The organism is Nonomuraea sp. CA-141351 (assembly GCF_050944675.1).
Taxonomy (GTDB): Bacteria; Actinomycetota; Actinomycetes; order Streptosporangiales; family Streptosporangiaceae; genus Nonomuraea.
On the sequence record NZ_CP191982.1, the window covers coordinates 5,163,438 to 5,179,146 of the forward strand.

Sequence of the window (15,709 nt, forward strand, 5' to 3'; positions counted from 1 at the left end):
ATGCTGCGCGTGGACGACCTCACAGTACGGCAGCCCGCCACCGGCCGAACCCTGCTCTCCGGCGTGTCCTTTGAGGTCGCGCTGGGGGAGTCGGTCGCGATCGTGGGAGAGTCCGGCTCCGGCAAGTCCTTGACCGTGCGGGCGCTGCTCGGGCTGCTGCCCGGCGGGCTGGAGTCGCACGGCCAGGTGGTCATCGACGGGCAACGCGTGGACGACGACCCGCGGGCCCGCCGACGGCAGCGCGGCGGTACCGTGTCCCTGCTCATGCAGGACCCGTTCACCCTGCTCAACCCGCTGCGCAAGGCCGGCAGGCAGATCGCGGACGGACTGCCGTCCGGTGCCGACCCGAAGGCCGAGGTGCCCAGGCTCCTCGCCGAGGTGGGCTTGCCCGCCGAGGTGGCCGGGCGCTACCCGTTCCAGCTCTCCGGCGGCATGCGGCAGCGCGTGGGGCTGGCCGCCGCGCTCGCGGCCGCGCCACGTGTCCTGGTTGCCGACGAGCCGACCACCGCTCTGGACGCCACCACCCAGCGGGAGGTGCTGGCCCTCATCCGGCGCGTCCAGCGCGAGCGGGATATGACATTCCTGCTCATCACCCACGACCTGCGGCTGGCCTTCTCGATGTGCGACCGGGTCGTGGTCATGTACGCGGGCCGGGTCATGGAGGTGGGGCGCGCGGCGGAACTGCGCGAGGAGCAGCGCCACCCGTACACGCGGGCGCTGCTCGCCGCCGAGCCGCCGGCGGACCGGCGGCTGGCCGTCATCCCGTCGGTGCCGGGCTCGGTGCCGGCGCACGACGCGGTCGCCGACCGATGCGGCTTCGCCGATCGCTGCGGGCACGCCGTGGCCGCCTGCCGGGCGGGCGTGCCGGAGCTGCGGCCCGTCGCAGGGGTCGGCGTCCCGAAGCCGCGGCCGCTGGACGCGGGACGGCTGTCCGCGTGCGTACGGGCCGAGGAACTGCCGGTCGCGCCGCCGCCCCCGCTCGGTGTGGCGGCGCCCGCGCGCGCCGCGACCAAGCCGATGCTGGACATCGGCGACCTGCGCAAGACCTACCCCGGCGCGTCCCGCCCCGCGCTGGCCGGCGTGAGCATGAGCGTGGCCCCCGGCGAGATCGTCGCCGTCGTCGGCGAGTCGGGCTCCGGCAAGACCACCCTGGCCCGCTGCGTGACGGGCCTGGAACGCCCTGACAGCGGCACGATCCTGCTCGACGGCGACGACTGCTCGGACTACACCCGCATGACTCGCCAGGCCGTGCGCCGGGCCCGCCGCGCCGCACAGATGATCTTCCAGGATCCGTACTCGACGCTGAACCCTGCCCGCACGGTCGGTGCGACGCTCAAGGAGGCCCTCGCCGCCGACGGGCGCCCGCCCGACGTCGGCGCGCTGCTGGACCTGGTGGGCCTGGACCCGGCCCTGGCCGCGCTCCGCCCCGCGAACCTGTCGGGCGGCGAGCGCCAGCGCGTGGCGATCGCCCGGGCCGTGGCCGGCGAGCCCCGCCTGCTGGTCTGCGACGAGCCCGTCTCCGCCCTGGACGTCTCCGTCCAGGCGCAGGTGCTCACCCTGCTGGCCGGGCTGCGGGAACGATTGTCCATGGGCATTCTGTTCATCACCCACGACCTGGCCGTGGTGCGCCAGCTCGCCGACCGGCTGTACGTCCTGCGGGCCGGCGAGTGCCTGGAGAGCGGGCCGGTGCAGCGCGTGCTCGACGAGCCGGGCCACCCTTACACCAGGGAGCTGCTGGACAGCGTCCCCGACGGCTCGGGGGCCTGGCCGGGTCAGTCTTCCGAGTAGGAGATCAGCGTCAGCACCCGGCAGCCCTGCTCTCCGGTGACGTAGACATGATCGAGCTCGGCGGCGAAGCGCACCGCGTCACCCTCGCCCAGCAGCACGGACCACGTGCCGGTCTCCACCGTGACCTCGCCCGCCACGACGTAGGCGTGCTCCACCGACCCCCGCCCGTGAGCGCTCTTGGCGCTGCGCGTCAGCGGCGGCAGATCGCCCTCGGCCAGCTCGAAGCGCCGCCGGTCGGGTGCCGCGAACAGGCTGCGTACCGTTGTGTCACCCACCTGCAGCGGCATGCCCTCGCCCCGCCGGATCACCTCCGGACCGGCCAGATGAGTGCGGGTCAGCTCGGCGAACGTCAGATCGAGCGCCGCCGCCAGCCGGGTCAGCACCTCGATCGTAGGGTTGGCGACGCCTCGCTCGATCTGCGAGATGAGCGCCTTGCTCACCCCGGTCAGCTCGGCCAGCTCCCGCACGCTGAACCCCCGCGCCAGCCGGGTACCGCGCAGATTGCCGGCGATCGCCCCGCGCACCCCCGAGGCCGGCCCTGCGGTGGCCGCGACGGCGGAGGTCTTGTCGTGCCGCACGTGGGTCCCTTCCGTCGAACGCTGCCTCCATCATGCCGTGCCCGTCCTCGTGATCGACGTGAGCTCCGTGACCGACGCTCTGGTAGTGGTCGAGCCGGCGTCGCCAGATGAGGTAGGCCAGCGCGACCAGGACGTCGACCGACCTCCTGCACGCCGAGACCGGGACGAGGATCGACCTCGGCGCGATGCCCCCTGAGAGCGTCGCTCGATGCCGGGCAGCGTGGGCGCGGCTCACCGGACGTCAGACATGCGTCGTCCACGGCGACCCCGACAACCCTGGCAACGTCCGCATGACCGCGAATCAAGTCGCGCTGATCGACTGGGACGAGTCGCACGTCGACGTCCCCGACCTCGACCTCGTGCTGCCCGGCAACGCCGCCGGGCTGGACGACGGCGCGTACGACATCGCCGCGCAAGCGTCGGCCGCATGGGAAGCCGCCGTCTGCTGGGACGACGAGTTCGCGGTCAAGCGGCTCGCCGAAGTTCGAGCGGTCTGAGAACGCGTTCGAGTAGTGGGGTTATTGGCGGTCGAGTGCGCACATCACGGCGCGCGGCCCCGGATGTCATCGTAGTGATGACAGATCGGTCATCACTACGATGACATGCCGACTTGGCGCTTCAGTTGGCGGATGTGCGCTCAACCGATGGCAAACCGGGCTGTATGTCTGCGCAACCCGTGACGGGCGGGCCAAAATGGCCCGCATGACGACTATGCCCGAGGGTCATGTTAAGAACGAACATTTGTCCCGATTCAACGACTACGACAGGGTCGCCGAGGGGTACACGGCCGAGAACGAGACCAGCCTCGTAAACGCTTACTACGAGCGGCCCGCGATGCTGGAGCTCGCCGGGGACGTGACCGGCCGGCGCATCCTCGACGCCGGCTGCGGCTCGGGTGCCCTGTTCTCCGAGCTGCGCGATCGAGGCGCCATCGTGACCGGCATCGACGCGAGCGCCGGGATGCTGGAGATGGCCCGACGGAGGCTGGGCGCCGACGCGGATCTGCGGGTCGCCGACCTGGCCAGCCCACTGCTCTTTCCTGACGACGCGTTTGACGACGTCATCGCCTCCCTGGTGCTGCACTACCTGGAGGACTGGGGGCCGACGCTGGCCGAGCTGCGACGCGTGCTACGGCCTGGCGGCCGACTCCTCGTCTCGGTCGATCATCCTTTCGTCATCACCCTCATGCAGCACATGGCCGGGGAAAAGCCCAGCTATTTCGGAACCCGTAACCGGATCGAAGAATGGACCATGGGAGGGCAGACCGCCCAGATGAGCTTCTGGGACCGGCCGTTGCACGCGATGACCGAAGCCTTCACCACGGGGGCTTTCGCATCAGCGTCATCAGCGAACCGCCGTTTGTGCCGGAAGCCCGCGAACTGTTCCCCGAGGAGTTCCGCGAGATCACCGGCACGAGGTTCCTGAGCTTCCTGTTCTTCGTTCTAGAAGCCAACTGACGGCGTCTCGCCACGATCGGCTGTGGTGACTCAGCGTTTCAGCGGATGATTCCCGCCAACTGAAGCGCTCGGTCACACGGCCTTACCAGTATTGGCTGTTCCCCGCGGCCCGCAAGGTCGTCGTCCTGGATTGCTGCTTCAGCGCGAGAGCCATGGACGGACGCATGGGCGGGGCCATCCCTGCACCAGCTCACCACCGACGAGGCGCTCCCCGGCACCTGCGTCCCGACCTCCTCCGCCGGGAACCGGGCCTCGATAGCCACCCTCGGACGATCCCCGCCCATTTCCCGCCCACCAGCCCGCGGGCGGGAAACCGCAGCCCGTGCTCAGCCAGGCCTCGGCCAGGGGGCGACCCCGGAGGTCAGCGGGAACGGACCAGCCGGAAACGGATGAAGGAGTCGTCGACGATCTCCTGCGAATAGGCCACCGGCTCGTTGCCCGAGGTGTAGTGGATCTCGCGCAGGGCGAGGTGCGGCGTGCCCGGCGGCATCGACAACGGGGACCCCGCCCCTTCGGGCACCACGGACGGAACGATCTCCACGACCGAGTGGTCGATCTCGCGGCCCGGCCAGGACTGGCTGAACTCGAAGATGGTGTCGGGCGCCTCGACCTTGTGGCCTTTGGCCAGCTTGCGGCGCGTCTCCTCGCCGACGTACTCCAGAGGCACTTCCTGCAGCAGGTGGACCGCCGGAGTGCCATCGGCGAAGAGGGTCTTGTGGTGCACCAGCATGGGCGTGGACGTGCCGACGCCCAGCGCCGCCATGGCCGCCTCGCCGCCGTGGTCGCGCACCTCGAAGCACTGCTCGACGCGGACCTCGTCGTGGTGGGCCTCGAGCATCTCGCGAAAGCCGATCAGCCGGTGCAGCAGGATGCTCTCGCGGCCGATGTGCGGGCGCACCTGGGTGCCCCGCGAGGGCGCGCGGCTGACCACGCCCAGCCGTTCCAGGGTCTGCAGCGCCGTGCGGATCGTGGTGCGGCTGACGCCCAGCTGGGCGGCAAGATCGGGCTCGTTGGGCAGCCGGTCGCCGGCGAAGCGCCGCTCCATGATCGCTTCGAGCAGGACGACGGTGGTCTGCTCGGCCAGCGAGCCCTGGCCGATGCGGGGCAGCGCGCCGGGCGCGCTGCGGGCGCTTCGACGGGACGGGGAGGCGGTCATCCTCGGGCGTCCTCTTCGGATCGGAGGTGATCAGTCTTTGTCATTCATCGTACCGACTACCCGCCGAGGGACGGATCTCCGCTTGTCCCGACCCCGAAGGGAGGTCGCGTGAAGCCGGCGGTGTTCTCCTACGTGGATCCCAGAACACTGGAGGAGGAGCTCGACGTCCTCGAGCGAATACGGCGACAAAGCCGGCGCCGTGCGGGTGGGCGCGCTCGCGCGGGCCACGACCGTCGAGCGCGATCCCGCCGTCGCGGCGGCCCTGCCCGTCCGCTGAGCCGCCCGGTCTGGCGCGCCGATCGCTGACCCGCCCGAGGCATGCTGCCTGCCGACCCCGCCCGGCCGCTGCTCTGGCCGGTCGGGGCCGCCTCCGGAGGGAGGGGCGGTGGGGAAGTACGGCTGCTGGGCGTCGGCGGGCCGGGCTCGATGGATGGAGGCTGGGCTCAGCGGGGGGCCTGGTCGAAGACCGGTGGCTCGCCCGCCGGCAGCGGCGTGCGGAACGTGGCGAGCGACAGTGCCAGCGTGTCGTAGTAGCCGGCCAGGACGACCAGCTCGTACAGGTGTGCCGTGCCGAGGGCGGCCTCGGCGCGGGCGTAGAGGTCGTCGTCGAGCCCTCGGTGCAGGACGAGAGACCTGCACACGGCGCGCAGGGTGCGCTCGGGCTCGTCGAACGTGCCGGCGTCCGACCCCGAGCGCAGTGCCGACAGTTCCTCCTCGGTCAGGCCCGCGTTCCTGCCCACACGTTCGTGCGCGTACCACTCGAAGTCGCTGCGGCGCGCGACCGCCACCTCCAGGATGGCGATCTCGCGCCACCGGGCAGGCAGGTCCGTCGCGTACCGGATCGCCGCGCCCAGCCGCTGCAGGGGCCCGCCGACGCCCGGGGCGGTGAGCATCGCGTTGAACGGGCCCTCCAGGCGACCCTCCGGATCCGTCAACCGGAACGGGCCTGTGGCGCGCGGTCCACTGGCTATCTCGTCGTACACCGCGCGCTGTTCCGAGGTCAGGAACTTCGGGCTGTACCAGGGGATTCGTCCGTGCACGGGCTCTCATCAGCTCCTTGGTCCTGAAATTTGTATTACACCACCCGAGGTGATTCTGTGCGCGACGAGACCGGCGCGGTGCGCGCCCTGCTCGACACCTGCCGGCACCGCGGAGTGCCGCTGTGCCGCGCGGACCGGGGCAACGCCCCGCATTTCCGGTGCGGCTACCACGGCTGGACGTACGCCAACACCGGCGCGTCGAGCAGTGGCAGTCGGCGCGCGACCACGCCGCCGTGGTCGCCCGGGCCATCGCGGCGGGCCGGATCGAGGGCCGCCGCAAGGTCGTCGAGCGCACCCTCTGGCCCGACGCCCTCGCCTGGGCGGAGCAGTCCCTGACCTGACCGGCGTCCGGTGCTGCATTCGTGACCTTTTGCCCCGATACTGATTCCCCGTACAGAGGGTCTGCCAGGGAGGAAACGGGTGGAGGCCAAGGGGCGCACCGCCGAGATAATGGTCGCTGAAGCCCGCAAGGCGTTCTGGGTGATGGTCGGGTTCCTGGCCGTCATCTGGATCATCCAGATCCCCAACTGGGCGTCGGGCTACGCGCTGAGCTACCAGTACGGCGTCCAGCCATGGAACCCGGCACGGCTGCCTGACATCATCTCATCGCCGTTCCTGCACTGGAGCTGGGAGCACATCGAGTTCAACTCGGGGCCGCTGTTCGTCTTCGGCTTCCTGGCCGCCTACCGGGGCGTCGCCAAGTTCCTCAGCGTGACGGGACTCATCATCGTGGTCAGCGGCCTCGGCCAGTGGTTCACCGCGGACCCGCGGAGCATTGCCGTGGGTGCGAGCGGTGTGCTCTTCGGCTACTTCGGCTACGTCCTGGTGCGCGGTGCCTTCGACCGGCATCTGATCGACATCGTGGTAGGCGTGGTCATGGCCCTGTCCTTCGCCTACCAGTTCGCCGGGCTGCTGCCTCAGGAGGGCATCGGCTGGCAGGCTCACGCGTTCGGCTTCGCCGCCGGCGTGCTGGGCGGCTGGCTGTTCCGCGACCGCAAGAGTCCCCGGCCGGCGCCGCCCTCCCCACAACCGAACTCCAGGGCCGCGCTGCTGAAGGAACTGGACGACCTCGGGCTCTGATCGGAACGCCGCCATGCTCGTCTCCGACGACAGCGCGTCCGACGGAGGCGTCCACATGTGATGGCCCGCTCGGCCGAAAGTACGACCTCACCGGTGGCTGAAAGGCCGGACCGGCGCGAGCCGTTCCGCCGATGACCGCGGCCGCCCCCGGCCGCCACCATCGAGGCATGACCGACACGAAGCGGGGATGGCTCATCCCCGCAGGCCTGCTCGCCCTCAGCTTCGTTCCGGTGCTCGCGGGCGCCATACGCGTGAGCGAGCTGACCGGCGGCGCCGACATCACGCCGGACAACGCGCGCTTCTTCGCCCAGCCCGTGCCCGTGCTGCTGCACATCGTGGCCGTAACCGTCTACAGCGTCCTGGGGGCCTTCCAGTTCGCGCCCGGCTTCCGCCGCCGCAGGCCCGCGTGGCACCGGGCGGCCGGGCGGGTGCTGGTGCCGTGCGGCCTGGTCGCGGCGCTGACCGGCCTGTGGATGACCCTGTTCGCCGAGCTTCCCCCCGGCGACGCCGGGCTCCTGACCGGCTTCCGGCTCGTGTTCGGCTCGGCCATGGCCGTCTCCCTCGCGCTCGGCCTCGCCGCGATCCTGCGGCGCGACGTCGCCCGGCACCGCGCCTGGATGACGCGCGGCTACGCGCTCGGCATGGGCGCGGGCACGCAGGCGGTGACCCAGTCCCTCTGGCTCGCGGCCACGGGCGCCACGCCCGGCGAGGTCACCAGGGCGCTGCTCCTCGGCGCGAGCTGGGTCATCAACCTCGCCGTGGCCGAATGGGTCATCCGCAGGCGCTCCCCGCGATCGGGGCGACCCTGATGACCGCGGTATTGCGGGTGTGATCGCCGGGTCTCACGTTGCGCGGCATGCAGGCCGTCACCTCGCCCGCCTGCACCGCCACCCCCCCGCTTCGCCGGGTCGTTCCTGCAGCACCGGAATGTGATGTGCCGCACTGTTGTCGTTAACTTTTCTGACAGACGGACGTCCATTCGGCCGACTTACCGTCGGCGGGCCGCCCCTTTCAAGGAGGTCTCGTCGATGGAACGTCGCAACTTCTTACGTGCCTCGGTGCTCGGTGCGAGCACGGTCGCCTTCTCCGGCAGTCTCTGGCAGGGTGCCGCTCTCGCCGCACCGGCTCAGAACGCCCCCGGACCCTACGGCTCGTTGCAGGCCGCCGACGCCAACGGCATCCAACTTCCGGCCGGCTTCACCAGCCAGGTGATCGCCCGCTCCGGCCAGGCCGTCCCCGGTACGTCCTACACCTGGCACAACGCCCCCGACGGAGGCGCGTGTTTCGCCGACGGCAGCGGCTGGATCTACGTCTCCAACTCCGAGATCAACCCCGGTGGCGGAGCCTCGGCCATCCGCTTCGACTCCAGCGGCGCCATCACGTCGGCGAACCGGATCCTGTCCGGCACCCGGCAGAACTGCGCGGGTGGGAAGACACCTTGGAACACGTGGCTGTCGTGCGAGGAGGTCAGTCTGGGCTTCGTCTACGAGACCTACCCGTTCGGCGGCGCGGCCGTGCAGCGCCCGGCGATGGGCCGGTTCAAGCACGAGGCCGCCGCGGCCGACCCGGTACGCAAGGTGATCTACCTCACCGAGGACGAGACCAACGGACGCTTCTACCGGTTCATCCCCACGACGTGGGGCGATCTGTCGTCCGGCACCCTCCAGGTCCTGGTGGCAGGCTCCGCCACGTCAGGCTCGTTCACCTGGGCGAACGTCCCGGACCCTGACGGTTCGCCGACGGCGACGCGGAGCCAGGTGTCCGGGTCCAAGTCGTTCAACGGCGGCGAGGGCTGCCACTACGCCGACGACACGGTCTGGTTCACCACGAAGGGTGACAACCGGGTGTGGCAGATCAACCTGACCGGCAACACCTTCGAACTCGCCTACGATGACAGCCTCGTCAGCCCCGGAACCCCGCCGCTCACCGGCGTCGACAACGTCACCGGCTCCACCTACGGCGACCTCTACGTGGCCGAGGACGGCGGCAACATGGAGATCTGCCTGATCACTCCAGACGACAAGATCTCCCCGTTTCTGCGGATCAACGGCCAGAACTCGTCGGAGATCACCGGGCCGGCCTTCAACCCCGCCGGTAACCGGCTGTACTTCTCCTCCCAGCGTGGCACCTCGGGATCGTCGTCCGGCGGCATCACCTACTGCGTTACCGGCCCATTCCGAATCTGACCCAGAGAAATACTGAAATGGGCCGCCGGAATGGACCGGCGGCCCATTGATGTCATGGCCTGACTATCGTCTTCTTGGCCCCGCAGTAGGCGAATTTCACTTTGTACGGCTTACTCACACAGGCCCAGAGCTCGATCGTGCCGTGCGGCATGCTGACGGTCTTCTGCTCGATGCAGTCCTGGTCCTTGTAGTAGTTGGCGTACTGGTAGGTGTGCCCCTTGTACCTCACCTTGGCCATCGCGTAGCGGTGGTCGGTGCTGCGGTCGCAGACGAGGATCCTGTTGTGCTTGGACAATTGGGCCTCGGCCAGCACGTCCCCGTGGCTATTGGTGACGTACGTCCCGGGATTGGCGCGAGCGGTGGCCGACGCGGCGGTGGATCCCATGACGGTGAACGCGAGTCCGGCAACGGCGGTGAGGAGTAGCAGTTTTCTCACGATGCCCCCTGTCTGTGATGCTTTCCGTAGGAAAGACGACAGGTCGACCGCCGAAGTTCATGAAAAATCCAGCTTTATTCATCCGGCTTTTGGATGTCATCCCATCGGACCGCCGAGGGCCGGTCAGCCGCGCGGGTTCCAGCCTGTGAGGTCGATGTCCAGCCCGAGGCGGCGAGCGATGTCGTCCCACTTCACATATTTGAAGTCCGTGTTCTCGCGCACCTCGCCCTCGGGGTCCGACACCTCGGGGGTGTTGGCGCCGTCGTGCGTGACGAACAGGCCCTTGGGGAACTGGCGGCCGAGCGGCACGTTGATCACCATGGTTCCGTCGCTGCCCTGCACGCCGTCGATGCCGCCGCTTTCGCCGACCCGGAAAGAGCCGATGTAGGCGTTCTTGCCCCTGCGGTCATAGACGGCGAAGGTGTCGTCGCCCTGGCTGGAAGCGATCAGGTAGCCCTTGCCGTCGCTGCCGTAGTAGATGGTCAGGCCCTCGGCGTCCGCCGTCAGGTTGTGGCCGCCGTACCCGGGGTCGGCTCCGGCGACACACTCCTCGGTGGCGGCGTCGTAGGTGGCCGGCACGCCGTACTCGCGGACACGGTCGATCAGCACCGGCGAACCGGTGAGATCACCGGAGATGCGCCAGATGCCGACGTCCTCCTGAGCCGCGTAGAGCGTGCCGGTCTGGGCGTCGACAACCATGCCCTCGACCTGCGGGCCCACGCCCGGCTCGTCGCAGGGACTCCAGCTCTGGCCGTTCGGCAGGGTGAAGCTCGACGGGAGATCGATGGTCCGGACCGTCGTGTAGCCGATCTTGCCGCCGGGAGCGTCGGTGAGCTTCAGCAGCGCGAGCCGCGTTGTGTGCCGGCGGCTGACCAGGACGTAGGTGCCCGAGCCCCGCTTCCACGTCGCGAGGCCGTACACGGTCTCGGCGTCGTTCACCTCCGCCTGGCTCGCGTTGAAGACGAACGGCGCGGCGGGATCGGTGATGTCGGTGAGCGGCTGCCGGCCCTGGCTCGCCTTCGCCGCATCGACGCGGTAGACGCGCAGCTTGTCCGAACCGCGATCGGAGGCGACGAAGATGTCCGACCGGCCCGCCTTGGACGCGTGCCCGTAGACGACGTCCACGTTGTTCAGCCGGCCCGGTGCGTCGTCCTGGCCGGGCGCGGCCGGTGCGGGCAGGTGCTGGAGCTGATTGCCGTCCAGGTCGTAGACGTACAGACCGCCCTCCTTGGCGGTGGCGGCGATCAGGCTTCCCGCCGGAGAGGTGGGGTGTACCCAGATCGCCGGGTCGTCACCGTTGGCATTGCCGCCGGCCTCGTCGTCGAACAGGGGCGCGGTCTCGACCCGAGGCTCGACGGCAGGAAGGTCCTGCGCGTTCGCCGGAGGGACCAGGGCACCGAACAGGCCGATCGTCAACACTGCGGATGCCAGCGAGGTCAGGGGGCGCATCGACTTCTCCTCATTGGGGAACCTTGCAGCCTTGATCCTCATGAGGGAAGCCGACAGGGCGATGAACCGTACCGGAACTCCCGACCAAATCGGGGCGTTGCCGACATCTCGGCCGCACTCTTCGGCCCGTCACGCGTGACTGGCACCGCGGTCTCGGGCCGCGATGGTCCCTGCCACTTTCAACGTATATCGGGTGAGGGCACTTGCCCAAAGCCCTCCGTCGTGGCCCATGATCGCAGGTCCGCGAGCCGCAACGGCCCTGAGTGGACGGACCGCACGTCGAGGCCGCGGGTAACCGGGGAGGAGCAGGCGACGGTCGATGACCAGTTCGCGGCGATCGGTCCGGCCGCCGAGGACTGCGATGTCCTGCTGGGGTGCGGGGCGCGGTCTGGGCGAGATCTTCATCGCTGAGGGTCCGCACAGAGCAAGATCGTGCCAAGTGTTGGCAGGAGGCACGTGTCACGTCCCCTGCGAAGACCTCGTGGGGCGAATCTGCCGTTTGGTGCCAGTGCCGGTCCTCCGGCCCTGGCGGTCGAAGGCGGTTTCCGCTCGACGAGAGGAACATCATATGAGGCGCATCCCACGGATGTGTTACCCGGTCGCCCTGGCGGCGGCCCTACCCCTGACAGTGTTCACCGCGGCCCAGGCGAACGCCGGGCCTTCCGCCCAGGCCCCGGCGGGCCTGCGCGCCGCGCAGGACCCTGCATCCTGCCCCGAGCAGGTGTCGCTGGTCAACGGCGGCTTCGAGGTGCCCGTCGTCACCGGCAGGCCGTGGGCCCCGCTCCCCGACGCCTCGCAGGGCGGCGCGAACTCGGTGCCCGGGTGGCGGACGACCGCCACCGACCACGTGATCGAACTTTGGACCACGCGGATGGGCGTCCCACCCGCCGAGGGCGGGCAGTTCGCCGAGCTGAACGCGAACCAGGTCTCGACCCTCTACCAGGACCGCCCGACCACTCCGGGCCAGAAGCTCTACTGGCGGCTCTCTCACCGGGGCCGCCTCGGCACCGACACGATGGCCCTGGACATCGGCGATCCCGCACAGCCGGTGAAGCAGGCGACCATGTCCGACGGCAACGGACGGTGGGGCGCCTACTCAGGCACCTACACCGTGCCCGCAGGGCAGACGACCACCAGGTTCGCCTTCCACTCCGTTTCCGCCGCCGGGGGGAACCCCACCTTCGGCAATCTCCTCGACGACATCTTCTTCGGCACCCCGCCCTGCGTCATCGTGACCAAGTCCGCAAGTCCTCAAAGGCCCGTGAACGTCGGGGACGTGATCACCTACCGGCTGACCGCCGTCAACAAGGGCGGCGGCGCGGCGGACGACACCCGGCTGACCGACACGGTCCCGCCGGGCACCACCTTCGTGCCGGGCTCGCTCCAGGTCGTCGACGGCCCCAATGCCGGAGCCAAGACCGACCAGGCCGGCGACGACCAGGCCGAGTTCGACCCCGCCACCGGGAAGATCACCTTCACCCTGGGCGACGACGCGACCGCCGCGGCGGGCGGCCGACTGCCCGACAGCACCACCGTGGAGTTCCAGGTCAGGGTCGGCCGGGCCGCCGCGGGCGGCAAGGTCACCAACCGGGCCGTTGTCGACTACGAGAACCGGCTGGGCACCCAGCCCGAGCCCTTGACCTCCACCAGCGGCGACGCCGTGACCGAGGTCAACCCCGCCGTCGACCTGAGCGTGGTCAAGGCCGCCGAGCACACGCGGGTCTCCGTCGGCGGCACGGTCACCTACCAGCTGGCCGTCCGCAACGCCGGGCCGAACGACGCGACCGGTGTCGTGGTCAAGGACGCGCTGCCTGCCGGGCTTACCCTCCTGTCGGCCACACCCTCCACGGGCGTGTACGCCGGCGACATGTGGACGGTGGGCACGCTCGCCGCCGGCGACACCGCCACGTTGACCGTCCGGGCCAAGGCCACCGCGGTCGCCGAAACCATCAACACGGCCACGGTCAGCGGCAAGGAGCTGGATCTCGACCCGTCCAACGACAGCGACAGCGTCAAGGTCTGCGTCGATCCCGCGCCCGACTGCCCGTACTGCACACCACCGAAGGCACAAAGGGTGAGAGCTAATCTGCTGGGAGTGATCGGCCTCTGACCTGCTTCCGCTCTGCCGTGAACCCGTTCGCGGCAGAGCCTGTCCGCCACAACCGGCGGACGCCCGGCGAGTAGGCAAGGGGGCCGCCGAGCGGCTGTTCGGCAAGGCGGTCACGCATCGGCGCGGCCCCCGTAATTGGGTTGCGGGTGGCCCGCGTGATCCTTTTACCTGGGCAGCGTGACCATGCCGAATGCGGGCGCCGCCACGCCGATCGATTCGTACTTCGTCTGCGCCACCCCTCGCACCGGAAGCTCGCTCCTCCTCGGCCTGCTGGAGTCCACCGGGGTCGCCGGTCGTCCTCAGGCGTACTTCCGCGAGCCGGACGAGGCGCTGTGGGCCGAGCGGTGGGGGCTTCCCGGCACCGCCGGTTACGACGACTACGTGCGGGCGGCGCTCGCCACTGGGCGGACGGGCAACGGCGTGTTCGGCGCGAAGCTCATGTGGGGAACGCTGGACCAGGTGGTCGCCAAGCTCGGTACGGCCCACCCCGATCTCGCGGGTCAGGACGTGCCGCTGCTGGAGCGCGCCTTCGGCCGTACGCGGTTCGTGTACCTGCGGCGCGACGACGTCCTGGCGCAGGCGGTGTCCTGGCTGCGCGCCGAGCAGACCGGCACCTGGTACGTCGGCGGCAACGGCGAGATCGGCGGCGCCACGACCGGCGAACGCGAGCCCGGCTACGACGCGGACGGCATCCGAGCCCTGATCGAGCAGATCGACGAGCACAACGCGGCCTGGGAAGAGTGGTTCGCATCGCATGGAGTGCGGCCGTACCGGGTGCGGTACGAGGACCTCGACGCTGACCTGGCGGGCGTCACGCGGCGGATCCTCGGCTTCCTCGGGCTCGATCTGCCTGAAGGACACGCGATCGCGCCCAGGCACCGCCGCCAGGCCGACGATCTCAACGCCGCCTGGATCGAGCGCTACCGCCTGGAGTCGACTTGAGTAACCGGTCAATCCCGAGCGTCTCCGGCGCCGCCCCTACCCGCGGAGGCCCTCGCTCCGCGGGTAGGCCTGCCACTCAGCCGAGCCAGCCGGGCGCCACGAGGAGGGCCCAGGCCGCCAGGGGGCCCACCACCACGATCGCCGCCCCGTACGTCAGGAGCTTGCGGTAGAAGGCGTCCCTCTCCATGCCCCTGACGTTGGCCACCAGCAGCGCACCCGTCGTCGAGAACGGGCTGACGTCCACGATGGCCGAGGACACCGACAACGCCGAGATCATCGCGATCGGGCCCAGGGTGCCCTGGTTCAGCAGGGGAACGGCCAACGGCACCAGCGCGCCCAGGATGCCCACCGTCGAGGCGAACGCCGACACGACACCCCCGACGTAGCAGATGAGCAGGGCCACCAGCAGCGGGATGCCGATCGCCGCCACCGCCGAGCCCACGTAGTCGACGGTGCCGATCTCCTGAAGGACGCCCACGTACGTGACGACGCCGCAGATCAGCAGCACGGTCGGCCAGGCCACCCTCTCGACGGCGCCCTTGTTCGTCTTCGGGGAGGTGAGGGAGAGGACGACGGCCACGGTGACGGCCGTGAGGCCGACGTCGAGCTTGAACACCAGCACGGCCAGGCAGAGGGCGACGATGCCGGTGAGCGTCAGAGCCTGGTGCGGGGTGAGGCGGAGACCGCCGGCCCCGGCGTCAGGGGCCTCCGTCGCCGTGACTGTGCCGCCTGACGCGACGGGATCGGGTGCGGCGCCGTCAGCGGCGTCCACGGGGACGGACGTGGCCGCGGCGCTGCCGGACGAAGGAGCGGGCGCGCCGGTGGAGGGCGCCATCGGGGAGGTGGCGGTGGCGCCGCGGCTCATCAGCTGACGGCCGCCGAAGATGAGGAAGACGACCGCCGCCGCGGCGGCGTTGAAGAAGAAGCTCGACAGGAAGAGCGTCAGGTTGTCGCCGGGCAGCTTGGCGTCCCTGGTCACGCCGTTCACGATCCCGCCCAGCACGCTGATCGGCGAGAACGCGCCGGCCTGGGTGCCGTGCGCCACCATGAGCCCGATCAGCATCGGATGGATCCGGTAGTCGGCCGCGAAGCCGAACGCGATGGGCGCCAGGATCGCCGCCACCGCGGGCGCCGGCGCGCCCACGGCCGTCAGCAGCGCCGAGATGGCGAACACCACGACCGGGATGGCGGCCAGCCGGCCGCGTACCAGGTGTACGGCGGCCCGTACGAGCCAGTCGACGGTGCCGTTGTTGGTGGCGATCGCGAACAGCAGCGTCACCCCGACGAGGATCACGAACAGGCTGCCGGGGAACGCCCCCAGGATGTCGTCGGCGCTCATGCCGGCGGCCAGCGTGCCGACGAGGAAGGCGCCGACGAGGGCCAGCGCGCCGAGGTTGACGGGGAAGACGGTCGCGATGACGAACATGACGATGAGGGCGAGAATGGACAGGAGCTCTGCGGACACTGAGTACTCCGATCTCCCCCGA

General features: G+C 70.1%; 14 protein-coding genes and 1 pseudogene. 9 read left to right on the plus strand and 6 right to left on the minus strand.

The features are described 5' to 3' along the window. Positions 1-1,788, plus strand: coding sequence for an ABC transporter ATP-binding protein (locus ACQPWU_RS24405; RefSeq protein ID WP_433443918.1), 1,788 nt, complete (start codon positions 1-3; stop codon positions 1,786-1,788). Here ACQPWU_RS24405 and ACQPWU_RS24410 read toward each other — a convergent pair. Continuing rightward, complete coding sequence (locus tag ACQPWU_RS24410; protein ID WP_433443920.1) at positions 1,773-2,366, minus strand: helix-turn-helix domain-containing protein; 594 nt, start codon at positions 2,364-2,366, stop codon at positions 1,773-1,775. The two genes, ACQPWU_RS24405 and ACQPWU_RS24410, sit on opposite strands and share 16 nt — an antisense overlap. Before the next feature lie 146 nt (positions 2,367-2,512). On the opposite strand from ACQPWU_RS24410, the gene ACQPWU_RS24415 reads away from it, so the two are divergent. Together ACQPWU_RS24415 and ACQPWU_RS24420 are read left to right on the plus strand one after the other, a co-directional pair. Then, positions 2,513-2,863 (plus strand): phosphotransferase, encoded by a 351-nt coding sequence (locus ACQPWU_RS24415; RefSeq protein ID WP_433445280.1) that lies wholly within the window; start codon positions 2,513-2,515, stop codon positions 2,861-2,863. A 196-nt stretch (positions 2,864-3,059) separates the two neighbouring features. Then, positions 3,060-3,823, plus strand: a pseudogene (locus tag ACQPWU_RS24420) (class I SAM-dependent methyltransferase). A gap of 361 nt (positions 3,824-4,184) precedes the next feature. On the opposite strand, the gene ACQPWU_RS24425 reads toward ACQPWU_RS24420, so the two are convergent. Both ACQPWU_RS24425 and ACQPWU_RS24430 read right to left on the minus strand, forming a co-directional pair. Next, positions 4,185-4,979, minus strand: coding sequence for a GntR family transcriptional regulator (locus ACQPWU_RS24425; protein ID WP_433443922.1), 795 nt, complete (start codon positions 4,977-4,979; stop codon positions 4,185-4,187). A gap of 443 nt (positions 4,980-5,422) precedes the next feature. Then, positions 5,423-6,019 (minus strand): carboxymuconolactone decarboxylase family protein, encoded by a 597-nt coding sequence (locus ACQPWU_RS24430; RefSeq protein WP_433443924.1) that lies wholly within the window; start codon positions 6,017-6,019, stop codon positions 5,423-5,425. Between the two features lie 158 nt (positions 6,020-6,177). On the opposite strand from ACQPWU_RS24430, the gene ACQPWU_RS24435 reads away from it, so the two are divergent. The 4 genes from ACQPWU_RS24435 to ACQPWU_RS24450 all read left to right on the plus strand — a co-directional run bounded on the left by ACQPWU_RS24435 (position 6,178) and on the right by ACQPWU_RS24450 (position 9,285). Further along, positions 6,178-6,360: a hypothetical protein gene (locus ACQPWU_RS24435; RefSeq protein WP_433445616.1), complete on the plus strand. Its 183-nt coding sequence runs from the start codon at positions 6,178-6,180 to the stop codon at positions 6,358-6,360. A 79-nt stretch (positions 6,361-6,439) separates the two neighbouring features. After that, positions 6,440-7,099 carry a rhomboid family intramembrane serine protease gene (locus tag ACQPWU_RS24440; RefSeq protein WP_433443926.1) on the plus strand — a complete coding sequence of 220 codons (660 nt, stop codon included), beginning with the start codon at positions 6,440-6,442 and terminating at the stop codon, positions 7,097-7,099. Between the two features lie 167 nt (positions 7,100-7,266). Further along, positions 7,267-7,908 carry a DUF2306 domain-containing protein gene (locus tag ACQPWU_RS24445; protein WP_433443928.1) on the plus strand — a complete coding sequence of 214 codons (642 nt, stop codon included), beginning with the start codon at positions 7,267-7,269 and terminating at the stop codon, positions 7,906-7,908. 219 nt (positions 7,909-8,127) lie between these two features. After that, the gene (locus ACQPWU_RS24450) at positions 8,128-9,285 is read left to right on the plus strand and encodes an alkaline phosphatase PhoX (protein ID WP_433443930.1); all 1,158 of its coding nucleotides are present in this window, start codon (positions 8,128-8,130) and stop codon (positions 9,283-9,285) included. Positions 9,286-9,337: 52 nt separating this feature from the next. Here ACQPWU_RS24450 and ACQPWU_RS24455 read toward each other — a convergent pair whose 3' ends face one another. Then, on the minus strand, positions 9,338-9,721 hold the full coding sequence (locus ACQPWU_RS24455) for a hypothetical protein (protein WP_433443932.1): 384 nt from the start codon (positions 9,719-9,721) through the stop codon (positions 9,338-9,340). 123 nt (positions 9,722-9,844) lie between these two features. After that, positions 9,845-11,170: a phytase gene (locus tag ACQPWU_RS24460; RefSeq protein ID WP_433443933.1), complete on the minus strand. Its 1,326-nt coding sequence runs from the start codon at positions 11,168-11,170 to the stop codon at positions 9,845-9,847. 568 nt (positions 11,171-11,738) lie between these two features. Here ACQPWU_RS24460 and ACQPWU_RS24465 point away from each other — a divergent pair. Together ACQPWU_RS24465 and ACQPWU_RS24470 are read left to right on the plus strand one after the other, a co-directional pair. Further along, entirely contained in the window at positions 11,739-13,280 is a 1,542-nt protein-coding gene (locus tag ACQPWU_RS24465; RefSeq protein ID WP_433443935.1) for an isopeptide-forming domain-containing fimbrial protein, read from the plus strand. A 183-nt stretch (positions 13,281-13,463) separates the two neighbouring features. After that, on the plus strand, positions 13,464-14,222 hold the full coding sequence (locus tag ACQPWU_RS24470) for a Stf0 family sulfotransferase (protein ID WP_433445281.1): 759 nt from the start codon (positions 13,464-13,466) through the stop codon (positions 14,220-14,222). 76 nt (positions 14,223-14,298) lie between these two features. Here the strand turns inward: ACQPWU_RS24470 and ACQPWU_RS24475 are convergent, their stop codons facing one another. Beyond that, complete coding sequence (locus tag ACQPWU_RS24475; protein ID WP_433443937.1) at positions 14,299-15,687, minus strand: SLC13 family permease; 1,389 nt, start codon at positions 15,685-15,687, stop codon at positions 14,299-14,301. Positions 15,688-15,709: the final 22 nt, after the last annotated feature.

Excerpts from the sequence above, each read along its gene's own strand:
- ACQPWU_RS24450 (WP_433443930.1), top strand. The coding sequence starts at position 8,128 with ATGGAACGTCGCAACTTCTTACGTGCCTCGGTGCTCGGTGCGAGCACG.
- ACQPWU_RS24465 (WP_433443935.1), top strand. The coding sequence starts at position 11,739 with ATGAGGCGCATCCCACGGATGTGTTACCCGGTCGCCCTGGCGGCGGCC.
- ACQPWU_RS24405 (WP_433443918.1), top strand. The coding sequence starts at position 1 with ATGCTGCGCGTGGACGACCTCACAGTACGGCAGCCCGCCACCGGCCGA.
- ACQPWU_RS24425 (WP_433443922.1), bottom strand. The coding sequence starts at position 4,979 with ATGACCGCCTCCCCGTCCCGTCGAAGCGCCCGCAGCGCGCCCGGCGCG.
- ACQPWU_RS24470 (WP_433445281.1), top strand. The coding sequence starts at position 13,464 with ATGCCGAATGCGGGCGCCGCCACGCCGATCGATTCGTACTTCGTCTGC.
- ACQPWU_RS24460 (WP_433443933.1), bottom strand. The coding sequence starts at position 11,170 with ATGCGCCCCCTGACCTCGCTGGCATCCGCAGTGTTGACGATCGGCCTG.
- ACQPWU_RS24445 (WP_433443928.1), top strand. The coding sequence starts at position 7,267 with ATGACCGACACGAAGCGGGGATGGCTCATCCCCGCAGGCCTGCTCGCC.